The sequence below is a fragment of the Brucella grignonensis genome, assembly GCF_002252505.1.
In the GTDB taxonomy this organism is placed as follows: domain Bacteria; phylum Pseudomonadota; class Alphaproteobacteria; order Rhizobiales; family Rhizobiaceae; genus Brucella; species Brucella grignonensis.
The window spans coordinates 136685-149906 of the sequence record NZ_NNRL01000165.1 but is presented as its reverse complement, the minus strand read 5'-3'; the positions used below and the strand labels follow the sequence as shown (position 1 = coordinate 149906).

Genomic DNA, 13222 nt, shown 5'->3' with positions numbered 1-13222 from the left:
TCACCCTCGAAACGAATGTATTCGATCACAAAAAAGCATATTCACTGTTTGATTATGTTGGCAATATAAAAATTTATGTTCGTTTATGTTTTTTTGCGATTGCTTTTGTTCGACCCTTCTCCTAATGAAAGAATTGAACGCCTGGTCAGTTCGCCGGAGGAAGATATGACGGACAAGCTAAAGGATTCCCAGCCAGCCGAAGCAAAACGGCTGCCTGCCCGTGTTCGTCATGCCCACCTTGTTGATGCCGCCCGTAAGCGCGGATTCCTACAGGTCACTGATATAGCTGCAGAAATTGGCGTTTCGGAAATGACGATCCGGCGAGATCTTGTTGAACTCGAACGTGGTGGCCTTCTTGTTCGCACCCATGGTGGAGCGGTTATCGATGAGGAAGCTGTGCCAGAGACGTTCCTCGACCGAGAAGAGCCTGCTTTTTCAGCCCGCTTGCGTGAGTACAATCCGGAAAAAATGAGCATCGTTGCCAAGGCATCGGAACTCGTAGAACGGCGCATGAGTGTAGCACTCGACGTGGGATCCACGACTTATCTTCTGGCAGAAGCACTACGTGACACTGTCGGCGTCAAATTTTTCACATCAAGTCTTCGAACAGCGCAACTTCTCGGTGGGGCTCGACGCGAAGTCTATGTCCCTGCCGGACAGATCCGCGGCGAAGAACTTTCCATCTGCGGCAAATCGGCTTGTGATGAGTTCGAACGTCTATGGTTCGACATCGCCTTCATCGGTGTGTCCGGCATCACTTCAGATGGGCTGTTCGATTATTCACCTGAAGATAGCGACCTGAAACGTGTTTATCTGCGTCGCGCCAATCGCAAGGTTCTTCTCTGCCACAGCGCCAAGTTCAATCACATGTCGCTGATCAGGATAGCCGATCTCAACGAAATCGACCTTCTGATTACCGACGCCCCACCGCCGCCCAACATTGCCAGTGCACTTTCCAGAGCGAACGTCGGGATCGTTATCGCACCGCCTGTTGCAAGCATCTGACCGGAAAATCCCATGAGCTGCGTTCTAGGTCTCGACATTGGCACCACTTCAACGATCGGCATTCTCGTACGCCTTCCCGACGAGGTTCTCGGCCTTGCATCGCGACCGGTAACCCTTACGTCGCACCAGCCCGGTTGGGCTGAAGAAGACCCCAAGCAATGGTGGAGCAATTGCTGCGTAATCATCCGCGAATTAATTGGAAATGCAGACATCTCGGCATCTGAAATTGTCGGCGTTGGTGTGACCGGAATGCTTCCGGCGGTTGTTCTTCTGGACGAGGATGGGGAGCTTCTCAGGCCAAGCATCCAGCAAAGTGATGGCCGGGTTGCAGCGGAAGTCATTGAACTGCGTGAAGAGATTGAGGAGTTCGACTTCATCACCAAGGCAGGCAACGGCATAAATCAGCAGCTGGTCGCCACGAAAATGCGCTGGATCGAGCGCCATGAGCCGGACGTCTTTGTAAGGATCGCGACCGTGTTCGGTTCCTACGATTACATAAACTGGCGGCTGACCGGGGAACGACGCATCGAGCAGAACTGGGCTCTCGAAGCCGGGTTCGTCGATATTGCAACAAATGAACTTTCGCCGGAACTCATCGCCCTCGCCCATCTTCCTCTCACAGCAGTCCCGGCGAAGGTTTCGTCTCATGAAATCCTGGGAGCAGTATCGCGAGAAGCCGCAGCTGCCACAGGTCTTACCGAAGGGACACCGGTTGTAGGCGGCGCGGCAGACATGATCGCGTCGGCACTTGCGGCCGGAATATCCAAGGAGGGTCAGGTCCTTCTGAAGTTCGGAGGCGCTCTTGATGTTCTCGTTGCGACGGCAAATGCTGCGCCCGACCCCAGAATGTTCCTCGACTATCATCTAGTCCCGGGCCTCTACATGCCGAATGGCTGCATGTCGACAGGCGGATCGGGCCTTAACTGGTTTGTCGAGAATTTTGCGGGCGGTGAAAAGCAGGCGGCTAGTGATACCGGCCTTACCTTGCACCAGTACCTCGATACGCTTGCCGAGAAAATCGACGCTGGTGCCGATGGTGTGGCAATCGTCCCTTATTTTCTGGGAGAAAAGACGCCGATCCACGATCCTTTTGCCCGAGGCACGATTACGGGACTTAGCCTCAACCACAAGATCGGGCATGTGTGGCGTGCGTTGCTGGAATCCTATGGTTATGCCGCTCGCCACCATATCGAAGTACTCCAAGACATGGGACATCGCCCCCTTCATTATCTGGCATCCGATGGCGGCGCTAACAGCCGCGCGTGGATGCAGATTGTAGCTGATATTCTTCAGGCACCCGTCCGCCAGTTGAAAGGCCATCCAGGCTCATCGCTGGGAGCAGCCTGGACCGCAGCCATTGGCACTGGAGCCGCAACAGACTGGTCGGGCATAAGTGCATTCATTGAAAATGGCGAGCTTATCGCGCCAAGGCCGGAAAATGCAGAGATTTACGACAGAGGGTATCAGCGCTTCCGGGAAATCTACGCTGATCTCAAGCCTCTTTACAAAGGGTAACAACGACGATGACGATCAAAGCCATCGCATGGGATATTGACGGTACGCTTGTCGATAGCGAGCCACTGCATCATCAGGCACTGCTGGCAGGCACCGCGCATTTTGGCACCGATCTGAGCGATATTCCCGAAGACCGCTTTCGCGGTGTTCACATGGATGCCGTCTTTGAAGAGGTTAAGTCGCGCTTACCTGCAAGGCTGGGCTTTGAGCGATGGATTGAACCTATCCGCAATCATTACATCGCCAACGCAGGCGAACTTCAGCCTATTGAGGGCGTGCTGGCGGCAATGAACGCCGCAGCGGACTATGGTCTGCTGCAAGTATGCGTTTCCAATTCCGGTCGCAATATAGTCGACGCGAATATCGCGGCACTCGGAATTGCCGACAAGCTGCGCTTTTCCATAAGCATCAATGATGTGCGGAACGGTAAGCCAGATCCGGAGCCCTATCTCACTGCAGCCGAACAATTACAGCTCGCTCCAGCAGAAATAATCGCGATCGAAGACAGTCTGACTGGAGCAATTTCGGCACACGCTGCCGGCATGAAGGTCGTCGGCTACGGGCTGACCGCTGAAACCGGACATTCCTCCATCGACCATTACCTGATCCGCTACACAGAGCTGCCAGCAATATTGCGCGGATATATGTGAGCGACCAGATCGCATGAAGATCACACGGCCGGAGGTCGGAAGAAGAGCACATAATTACCGTCGTCTCCGGATCGTCCCGCAGACGAATACAACAAGAGGGGTTCTCTATGAGTAAGTTTTTTGATTTGTTCCCTACAAAGAAGCCCATCATTGCGATGGTACACCTGAACCCGATGCCGGGTACCCCGCTCTATGATGCGGATGCAGGTATCGAGGGAATCGTCGAAGCCGCTCGCCGCGATCTTAAAGCATTGCAAGACGCCGACGTCGACGCAGTCATGTTCGGCAATGAAAACGACCGTCCATACGAGTTGGCCGTTGATGTCGCTTCCACAGCAACCATGGCCTATGTCATCGGTAGGCTGCGGAGTGAAATTGCAAAGCCATTCGGTGTGAATGTTCTCTGGGATCCTAAAAGTTCCGTGGCATTGGCCACCGCGACCGGTGCTTCATTTATGCGCGAAATCCTGACAGGGACCTACGCATCCGACATGGGGCCATGGACGCCCAATGCCGGCGAAACGATGCGCTATCGCAATCGCCTTGGCCGTTCGGATCTGGTCATGCTCGATAACGTTTCAGCCGAATTCGCAGATTCACTCGACCGCCGTTCTCTGCCCGACCGTGCACGTTCGGCCGTCTTCTCCTCCATCCCCGATGCCGTTCTGGTTTCCGGTACCATCACCGGTGAAGCTGCCAATGTATCGGATCTCGAAGCGGTGAAGCGCGTTCTTCCCACTACGGCCGTTCTCGCCAATACAGGTGTGCGTCACACAACAGTCGCCGATATTCTCAAAATTGCTGATGGCTGCATTGTCGGTTCATCACTCAAGATCGACGGCAATACATGGAATCCTGTCGATCCTGAACGCGCCAAGGAATTCATGAGCATCGTGAAGAAAGCGCGCAAAGACTAAAAACAAAAATCGCGCGTGGAGAAAGCTCGCCGCGCGCGATTGACGACCTGCCGACAACCAACAAAAATTCGCACCAGACGCGTTTATCGCAATCCTTCGACAATTCGCAGAAGCGCAAGCTGACCGGGGTCCGGCAAGCCGATGCTTTTTTCGCCGAACATGCGAGCGCGTCCCAGCTTGTTCGGTTTATCGCGGAAATTTTTAACCGTATCATCGGCCGCCCGGATAGCTGCCTCAAGCATCTTTTGAGTATCAACGTCCGAAATTGCTATCGAGATGGCGTCCATGCTGTCTAGAACAGTTTTGTCTCCCAGGGCGCCTTTGCCACGTGCAATCATTGCATCGCGGGCACTAGCTATCAGCGTCGGAATATCGCGCATTGGAATTTCCGTGTTGCCTTTCAACGATTTGGCAGCGCTCATGAAGGCAGTCGCGACCAGTGTTCCATATGAGGAGGCTGAAACGCGCTGGAACGCCTTTGCTGCTTCAAGCAAGGCCATGCCTACATCTTCTGGCAAGTTTGCTGCAGAAGCTTCGGCGAATCCCTTAGCAACGGTAATGCCAAGATCACCGTCGCCCAACGCGCCATCGGCTTCGCACAATTCCGCGCTCGCGCCCGCTGTATAATCTGCAATGCGGACCAGAGCCGCATGGATGGCCTTGGAATTGATCGTCATGCTTCTACCTCATACGGTCCAAAAGGCACAATTGGCAGGTGCTTTCAGGAGCGTTTCAAGCTCGTCGTCAAGTTTAAGGATCGTAATGGTTGCGCCGGTCATTTCCATTGAGGTTGCGTATCGGCCGATCAGCGGCATGACAACTTCCACACCAAGTGCATCCAGCCTACCCTTGGCCTTACGGTACATGATATAGAGTTCTTCAGCAGGCGTAGCACCCAGAGAATTGACGAGAATGGAAATCCTGTCACCCTTGGCAAGTGGTTGATCGTCCAGAAGGCGATCCATCATCTCGTCCGTAATCGCATCAGCCGACTTGATTGCATCCCGCCAGATGCCGGGCTCACCATGGATGCCCATGCCCATCTCCATCTCGTGCTCACCAAGCGTAAATGTCGGCTTGCCAGCTTGCGGTATGGTGCAAGGTGTCAACGCCATGCCGATGGAGCGCACGGCGTCTGCCGTCTTCTGCGCAACACGCGTCACCTCATCCAGATCTGCGCTGGTCTCCGCGTGAGCACCGGCGATCTTGAATGCATAGACCATGCCCGCAACGCCACGACGCTTTTCAGCCTCTTCTTTCGAAGCTGACACCACATCATCGGCAAGCAGAACCGTCGTTGTTCTGATGTCATTCTCCATTTCGACCATTTCGCCAGCCATGTCGAAATTCATGACGTCACCGCCGTAGTTGCCATAGAGTCTGAGGACCCCTTTTCCACCATCGGCGAACCGGATTGCGTCAGCCATTTGCTCTGCAGACGGACTCGCGAAAACATCCCCGATAGCGCAGGCGTCGAGAAGCCCTGTGCCGACATAGCCGGTGAAAATCGGCAGGTGACCGGAGCCACCGCCCGTCACGATGCCAACCTTTCCCTTTATTGCCCCCGATGCTCTGGTAATGACCCGTCGGATTGGCTGGGCATAGAATTGCGGATGCGCAGCAATCATTCCCTCGAGCATTTCATCGACATAATTTGCGGGATCGTTCAGAATCTTTTTCATGGTTTTCCTCCCGGATTAAAGCACATCCCAAAAGGTGTAAAACGGCCTTCGGGCAAGATACGCGTCAAAACAATCACTTAGAGCGCGTTTCAATCAGATTGAACCAGATCGAAACGCGCTCTAATAGCCTTCATGCGCCCAAGGGCTGTGCCAGACGCGCCCGATGCAGGCTCAATCGTTCAATCAGTATCGGCAATCCAGTACCCACCACGATCAGACAGCCAATAACAACTTTCTGCCAATAGGACGGCACGCCCGCCATCAAAAGTGTCGTATTGATCATCGTGATTACGAACACACCGAGAAGCGTACCGAGCACCGTACCATGCCCACCCGTTATCCGCGCCCCACCAAGGACGACGGCGGCGATGACATTCAATTCCATACCGACCAGATCGAACGGATTTGCCATACGTGACAAGGTCATATGCGTCATACCGGCCAGACCCGCGATCGCACCCGCCAGGATATAGATCAGCACCTTGACCCGCCCGACACGAATGCCGATGCGGCTTGCCGCCTCCTCGGAACCGCCAATGGCGTAGATCTTACGTCCGAACAGCGTGAAATTCATGAGGAAGGCGACGAACAGGGCAACACCGACCAAAACGAAGAATGACATTGGAAGTGATACCATCTGACCGAGCGCGTTTTCCATCCTCACAAGAATACTGCGCGCGAAACTGATCACTTCGCGCGGTACTGATGTGATGTAGACCGTACCGACGAAGGTGAGCAGCGCACCCCGGAAAAGGCTCATCGTGCCAAGGGTAACGATCAGCGTCGGTAGACCAAGTCCGCCAACCAATATCCCGTTGATGAGACCGAGACCCGCGCCGATCAGCGCCGCCAGCCCGAAATAAGCAATGATCGGTACATGAATATCAATTCCCATGACGATCTTGACCGTCGCATACATGGCAAAAGCTCCAATTGCCGTACACGAAACATCAATACCTCCAGATGCCAGTACTATCATGACGCCGAGAGCGAAGATGCCGGTCACCAGTGAATTGCGCGCCAGATCGATAAGCGTTGCGGGCGAAAAGAACGCCGGATTGAGAATACTCAGGACGATGGCAAAGACAATGGCAGTCAGGAAAACCACACCCTGTGGCGTCGAGAGCACCCGGATGAGTGAATTGGTCATGAACGGTCCTCCCGAATGACTTCCTGATAAAGCGCTTCCTCGTCAATATTACCGGCATCGAAGCTCGCTACAATTCGCCCCTTCACCATAACCTTGATCGTATCGGAAAGCGCAATGGCTTCGCCGATATCATCCGTCACCACCAGAATTGCTGTACCGGAACGGCTCAATGCGAGAAGCAACTCATGGATTTCTCGCTTTGATCCGACATCCACACCAACAGTCGGGCCGTTCAGGATGAGCAGTTTTGGCTTTCGTTCCATCCAGCGTGCCAGGACAACACGCTGCTGATTACCGCCCGAGAGCGTTACGACGGATGGAAAGACACTTGGTGTCTTAATACGCAATCTCTTGACCGCATCTCGCGCCCGCTCCGTAAGGCTGGTCGCTTTCACGACACCGCCTTTGGTATCGACTTCAAGACTTGAGACAACGATATTTTCACGGATAGGCTGATTGAGAAACAGGCCCTCCGTCAGGCGATCTTCTGGCACGTAGGCAATTCCGTGCGCCATGGCGTCGGCGGGCGCAGCAAGATGCAATGGACCACTCTCATCCTCGATCCGGCCCTCGTCCGGCGCAAGACATCCAAACAACGCCAATGCGAGTTCGGTACGTCCTGATCCCAGAAGACCCACAACAGATATAATTTCACCCGCACGAAGATCCAGATCTATCGAAGCGAATTGGCCGCGCCGTCCAAGATCGCGAACTTTGAACATCACTCCCGAAGGAGATGCCGTCGCCCGCGCCAGTCTCTGGCTGTCGATCGATCGTCCGGACATCGCTTCGATGAGCTTTGCCGGATCAAATTCGTCAATAAGACCGGCGACGACGACATGGCCGTCGCGGAGGACGGTCACGCTGTCACAAACAGCGAACACCTCCTCGATCTTGTGGCTGACGAACAGAAAGGCGACCCCCTCCGCTTTCAACGCAAAGACAATATCGAGAAGTTTGGCAACCTCGCTGCGGGTCAAAGCCGTCGTAGGCTCATCCATAACGATGATACGCGCGTCATTAGCAAGCGCGCGTGCAATGGCAACCAACTGCTTCGACGCGACCGGCAACCTTTCCACCAGTATGTCAGGATCGATATCGACCTTCATTCTAGCAAGCATTTCAAGCGCGCGTCGACGTCCCGAAAAGCGATTATGGATGTAGTTGTTTTCGGTAACGGCGGCCAGGAAGCCCACATTTTCCCAGACCGTCAGATTGGGAAAAAGCGCAAAATCCTGATAGATGACCGAAAGCCCGGTCGCAATCGCAGCCTGTGCGTCATTTTCAATGAATCTGTCGCCAATTCTAACTGTCCCGGCGTCTGCACGGACGACACCAGACAGTATTTTTATCAAAGTCGATTTACCGGATCCGTTTTCACCGGCAAGACAGCGCACCTCCCCCGGACGCAGGCTCAACCCAACATCTTCCAGCACCCGGACGGAGCCGTAGGACTTGGCAATAGCCTGCATTTCCAGGATGAATTCGCCGGATCTCTGCTTAGTACTCATGCAGCTCTCCCATAGAGGCCGCCGGTTCACACCGGCGGCTCGTCGTCCATGGATCAGAAGTCGTAGTCGTTCATATTTTCCTTGGTCACGTCGACCCAGGCCTGCCCGTAAACAACTTTGTCCTTGAGCTGAACCTTGTTGTAACCCTCGACACCGAGGTCCATGCCGTCGGTCACTTCCTTGCCATCGATAGCCATGACAGCAAGCTTGTTCATGGCAATGCCAGCCTTGGCCGGATCCCAGAACGAGATCATATTGATCGTGCCGCTTTCAAGATATGGACCTGAAACAGAAACGAGGCTCGTGCCGACGATCTTGACCTTGCCTTCAAGACCCGCTTCCTCCACAGCCAGAGCCGCACCGGCGACATCCTCGCCTGCCGAACCCTGAATGCCCTTGAGATTTGGGTAAGTCCTCAGCAGTTCCTTGGTCTTCGCATAGGCCGTCTGCTGCTGTTCGTTGCTCTCGACCTTGTCGGTCGCGAGCTTCATCTTGGGGTAGTGTTCCTTCTGATAGGCGATGGCGGCATCCACCCATTCATTGTGGGTCTTTGCCGTCAAATGACCGACGAAGACTGCATACTCGCCCTCTTCTCCCATAGCTTCAGCAAGCGCTTTCATCAGATGTTCGCCATAGGCGGCATTGTCGAACGCTTCAACGTCATAGGTGACGTTCTTCATGCTCGATGCCTCATGACCGATCACTTTGATGCCCGCCTGCAGTGCCTTGCCAAGCACGGGCTCCAACGCTTCAGGAGAATTCGGAACAACCGTTATCGCGTCGACCTTCTTAGCGATCAAATCCTCGATCAACTGAACCTGCAGTGCGGCGTCAGCTGACGCCGGTCCGATCTGCGTGGCATTGTTTCCGCTTTCCTGCGCATATTCCTTAACGCCGGTTTCCATGCGGTTGAACCAGGCGATACCGGAAAGTTTGACGACCGTGACAATCGTATGTTTGGCGTCCTGGGCATTGGCGTAAAAGGCACCACCGGCCACAATGGCCGCGCTGACGGCAAGCCCGGCTGCCATTTTCTTCAAGCTGATATTCATTGTTGTTCCCTCCGTTGGTTAACCCCTGTTTGCCTCCCCGGCAATCAGTCAGGCTAAGTTTTGGCGAAGCTTCTGCGGCTTTCACCAATTCTTGTCCGGGCTCTCAGGAGCCCGGTTTTTTCTCAGGCGGGCGCGATCCGCATCAGATCGGCCGTCCGCTCGTAGAGTTTTTTGAACGTGTGGAAGCCATGCTGATAAAGACGCGACGTCTCCTCATCAGGCACGATACGTCTTTCCACCGGGTTCCATTTTTCGATATCGGCCTTAGCCAGATCCCCCACAGCGACCGCAGCCAGAAAACAGTTGCCATAGGCAGCCCCAATGGTCTTGCTTCTTACAAGTTGAAGCTTTTCGCTGACGTCGGAAATAGCCTGCGACCAGACTGTATTTCTGGTGCCGCCTCCCACGGCAGCTATTCGCTCAAGCGGTGCACCTGCTTCATGATAGGTTTTGAAGATATCGTTGACACCATAGGCGACACCTTCAAGAAGGGCACGATAGATATCAGCGCGTTTATGGGTGAGATCGAGACCAAAAATCATACCCCGCGCAGCCGGATCGTGAACCGGGGTCCTTTCACCGGAAAAATAGGGCAGCACAAAAAGCCCTTTCGCCCCGGGTGGCGAAGATGCCGCTTCTTCCGCCAGCGTTTGCAAAGCGCTGGCGGCGGGAACCTCGCGGGCAAACTGCTCCTGAAACCATCGTGTCAGCGTACCGCTTGTCGACGTTCCCGACATGCAGGCATGTTCTCCGCGGAAAAGCCAGGGCGCATACCACAACCGGCTATCGGCTATACGCTGATCTGTCACCAGGATAATGAACATGGTTGAACCATACATGACCATCATCTCGCCTGACTTCTGTACTCCGACGCTGACAGCCTCGGCAGCCGCGTCGATGGTCCCCGCAATAACGGGTGTTCCAACGGCAAGGCCGGTCACGTCCGCGGCTTCCGACGTCACCGTACCCGCTATATCCGTCGTCCAGAGGATCTTCGGAAGCCTCTCACGCGACACAATGCGGTGGGCAAAATCATCGCTCCAATCTTGTCTTTCAACATCATAGAGCGGAGAAAATCCGGCTGCCGAATAATGATCAATTGTATAGTTTCCCGTCAGCCTATGAACGAGAAACGAGGACGAGTTGAGAAACTTGTGTGTGCAGTCGAAAATCTCGGGATGTTTCTTCTTCAACCAGAGAATTTTTGGACCGACCGACTGCGAAGTAAGGGCATTGCCACCCTCGCGCATCAGCCGCTCAAGACCTATTTCCGCTGTCAGTTCTTCAATCTCAACTGCCGCACGCGTATCCACGCCATAAAGAACAGCATTCATGAGCGGGGCGCCGTATTCATCAACCGGTAGCATGCACGGACCGATACCACTTGCGCCAACCGCCCTGATATCACTCGCAGTAACCGAGCTTTGTTCTATCAGTTCACGGCTGATCGAACAAAATTCCCCCCACCAGTTCTGTTCCGCATCATGTTCTGCCCAGCCCGGCTGCGGGACCAGCATGCGATGCGGACGTGCGGAAGAAGCGATAATGCGCCCTTCCTCATCTGAAAGAATGCCCTTCGATTCAAACGTGCCAATATCGACGCCCAGATAATAGCGCATCAGGTATATAAGTCCCTGTCGAGATTGAATTCACTATCGATCCTGCTGATCGCCTCAACCAAAAGCGTCGTGAGCCCTTCAAGGTCGCGCAGATCGCACATTTCGAGAGCCGTATGCGTGTAGCGGCAAGGGAAGCAGACATCGATACACGCCACCCCCTGATTGACGAGCTGTACATAGGACGAATCCGTCAATGCACCTGTATGAGCCGTACGTTGCAACGAGATCGCCTTACTGGCAGCCGCATCAGTGAAGAGCTTCGGAAGCGCCGGATGGGGGATCGTGCCATTGAGCGTGCCACGTCCATGGAACGAATAGAGGCTAATGGCCGGACCGCCGCCAAGCTGGATTTCACCACGGTGCGTCATATCCGGCGTATCGGCGTTAAGACCGATATCGAGCTGGATTGCGATATCCGGTTTGATTGCTTGTGCAGCGACCATGGCACCGCGCAAATTGAACTCTTCCAGAACCGCAAAAACGAAATGAACGGTCGGTCGTGCACCATTTTTTGCAAGCTGGCGGGCGACTTCCATCACAACGGCGCAACCCGCTCGATCATCGACCGAAGTGCCAATGACGCGGTTTTCGTTGAGATGAATAACACGCGGCGCATAGACCACCGGCGTACCGATTTCGATACCAAGTGCTTTTACGTCCTCGGCACTTTCCGCACCAACATCAATGAAGAGTTCAGCATAAGGCGTGACCTTGTATTTCTCTTCGGCGGGCGTCGCGTGGTGGCTTTTGTTAGCGATGACACCATGAACGTCCCGCCCTTCGCCAACACAAAAAAGTACCGCCTGCGCAGGCAACGCCTTTTCCGGAATGCCACCGAGCCGTTCGATGCGGATCAGACCATTTTCCTCAATCTTGCGAACGATGAAACCGAGCTGATCCGTATGCGCGAAAAGCATCACGGAAGGCGCACTTTCATCCCCTTTCATCGTTGCGATCAGATTACCCAGACGATCTGTGACAAATTCGAGCGGCAAATCCGCCAGATCGCGCGCGATGAGGCGTCGCACCCGGTCTTCATGGCCTGAAAGACCGGGTGTCAGCATCAATACTTCCAGCGTTGAACGTAGTCGATCTTTCATGCCATTTTGGCCTTTCTCTGAAAAATGGACGCAAGGCCAAACCGGCCTGCAAGAACACGCACCGACATGACAACCACAAGCAGGCCGCCAAAGAACAAATCGCGTGAGAACGCACTGAATGACAGGAAGTTCAGTCCGCTCGATATGAACTGAAGACAGATCACGGCAAGCGCCACTCCCGTCACTGTTCCGAACCCACCGGCTGGCGATACACCTGCCAGAATATTGATGAGAATGACGAGGAGTAGATAGGAGCTGCCGTAATCGGCATTGGCAGAATTCACGCGTGCCAGTACCACAAGTCCGGCAATAGATGCGATAAGACCGGCGATGGCGTAAATGCGAAGCACAAGCCCTTTTTCACGGATGCCCGCAAAATGCGATGCGACAGGGTTTGCACCATAGAGGCGGAGACGGATACCCACAGGTGTGCGTTTGAGAAGAAATCCCAGAAGAAGAGCCGTGGTCACAAACAGGAGAAGCGGCAGCGGCACCACGCCTCCAAGCGACCAGTTTCCGAATGACGTGTACCACTGAGGAAGACCGGTAATGGCTGGACCGCCGGTAATGACGATGCCCAATCCAGAAAAGAGCTGCATCGTGCCAAGTGTTGCCAGAATTGGCGGCAGACGCAGATAGGCAATGAGAAAACCGTTGAGGAGACCACAGCACACACCGATAAGAAGTGCGACCGGGATGGCGAGCAATGCCAGTTCCGGCCCTGCGCGCATCATCACCGCCGCGACGATAGCGGCGAGATTGGCTGTCGCAACGACGGAAAGGTCAATTCCGCCAGATATCATTGTTGGCAGGACAGCTAGCGAAAGCAAACCGAATTCAGGAAACTGAAATCCCATGGAATTGAGGTTCGCAGCAGTCAGAAAGCCCGTTGCGAGCAGACTAAGTAGAGCAAAAATGGCCACGGCCAGAATGGCCAGTCCTTTCAGATAGTTGCCGGTCGTATCCTGTCTTGCATCCATTGGCGCTCTCCCCTGCGCTGGTTGCCTTGGCCCGCCTAGCG

12 protein-coding genes are annotated in these 13222 nt (G+C 54.4%); 4 read left to right on the top strand and 8 right to left on the bottom strand.

The window, feature by feature from the left end; genetic code table 11:
* The first annotated feature begins 165 nt into the window (after positions 1–165).
* From CEV33_RS20285 to CEV33_RS20270, 4 genes are all read left to right on the top strand, one after another.
* Entirely contained in the window at positions 166–1005 is an 840-nt protein-coding gene (locus CEV33_RS20285; RefSeq protein WP_094542241.1) for a DeoR/GlpR family DNA-binding transcription regulator, read from the top strand.
* A gap of 12 nt (positions 1006–1017) precedes the next feature.
* Entirely contained in the window at positions 1018–2520 is a 1503-nt protein-coding gene (locus CEV33_RS20280; RefSeq protein WP_094542198.1) for an FGGY-family carbohydrate kinase, read from the top strand.
* Between the two features lie 8 nt (positions 2521–2528).
* A complete protein-coding gene (locus tag CEV33_RS20275) occupies positions 2529–3170 on the top strand; it encodes an HAD family hydrolase (RefSeq protein WP_094542197.1) in 642 nt (213 codons plus the stop codon).
* A 107-nt stretch (positions 3171–3277) separates the two neighbouring features.
* Positions 3278–4087 (top strand): BtpA/SgcQ family protein, encoded by an 810-nt coding sequence (locus CEV33_RS20270; RefSeq protein WP_094542196.1) that lies wholly within the window; start codon positions 3278–3280, stop codon positions 4085–4087.
* Between the two features lie 83 nt (positions 4088–4170).
* Here the strand turns inward: CEV33_RS20270 and CEV33_RS20265 are convergent, their stop codons facing one another.
* The 8 genes from CEV33_RS20265 to CEV33_RS20230 form a co-directional block, all read right to left on the bottom strand.
* Entirely contained in the window at positions 4171–4764 is a 594-nt protein-coding gene (locus tag CEV33_RS20265) for a dihydroxyacetone kinase subunit L (RefSeq protein ID WP_094542195.1), read from the bottom strand.
* A 9-nt stretch (positions 4765–4773) separates the two neighbouring features.
* Complete coding sequence (locus tag CEV33_RS20260) at positions 4774–5769, bottom strand: dihydroxyacetone kinase subunit DhaK (RefSeq protein ID WP_094542194.1); 996 nt, start codon at positions 5767–5769, stop codon at positions 4774–4776.
* A gap of 130 nt (positions 5770–5899) precedes the next feature.
* Positions 5900–6919 (bottom strand): ABC transporter permease, encoded by a 1020-nt coding sequence (locus tag CEV33_RS20255; RefSeq protein WP_235818472.1) that lies wholly within the window; start codon positions 6917–6919, stop codon positions 5900–5902.
* Positions 6916–8430 carry a sugar ABC transporter ATP-binding protein gene (locus CEV33_RS20250; protein WP_094542193.1) on the bottom strand — a complete coding sequence of 505 codons (1515 nt, stop codon included), beginning with the start codon at positions 8428–8430 and terminating at the stop codon, positions 6916–6918. The genes CEV33_RS20255 and CEV33_RS20250 overlap by 4 nt, the downstream gene beginning before the upstream one ends.
* A gap of 53 nt (positions 8431–8483) precedes the next feature.
* Positions 8484–9482, bottom strand: coding sequence for an autoinducer 2 ABC transporter substrate-binding protein (locus tag CEV33_RS20245; RefSeq protein WP_208620227.1), 999 nt, complete (start codon positions 9480–9482; stop codon positions 8484–8486).
* Between the two features lie 122 nt (positions 9483–9604).
* The gene (locus CEV33_RS20240; protein WP_094542192.1) at positions 9605–11101 is read right to left on the bottom strand and encodes an FGGY-family carbohydrate kinase; all 1497 of its coding nucleotides are present in this window, start codon (positions 11099–11101) and stop codon (positions 9605–9607) included.
* On the bottom strand, positions 11101–12201 hold the full coding sequence (locus CEV33_RS20235; RefSeq protein WP_094542191.1) for a M42 family metallopeptidase: 1101 nt from the start codon (positions 12199–12201) through the stop codon (positions 11101–11103). Before CEV33_RS20235 ends, CEV33_RS20240 begins: the two co-directional genes overlap by 1 nt.
* On the bottom strand, positions 12198–13181 hold the full coding sequence (locus CEV33_RS20230) for an ABC transporter permease (protein WP_094542190.1): 984 nt from the start codon (positions 13179–13181) through the stop codon (positions 12198–12200). The genes CEV33_RS20235 and CEV33_RS20230 overlap by 4 nt, the downstream gene beginning before the upstream one ends.
* Positions 13182–13222: the final 41 nt, after the last annotated feature.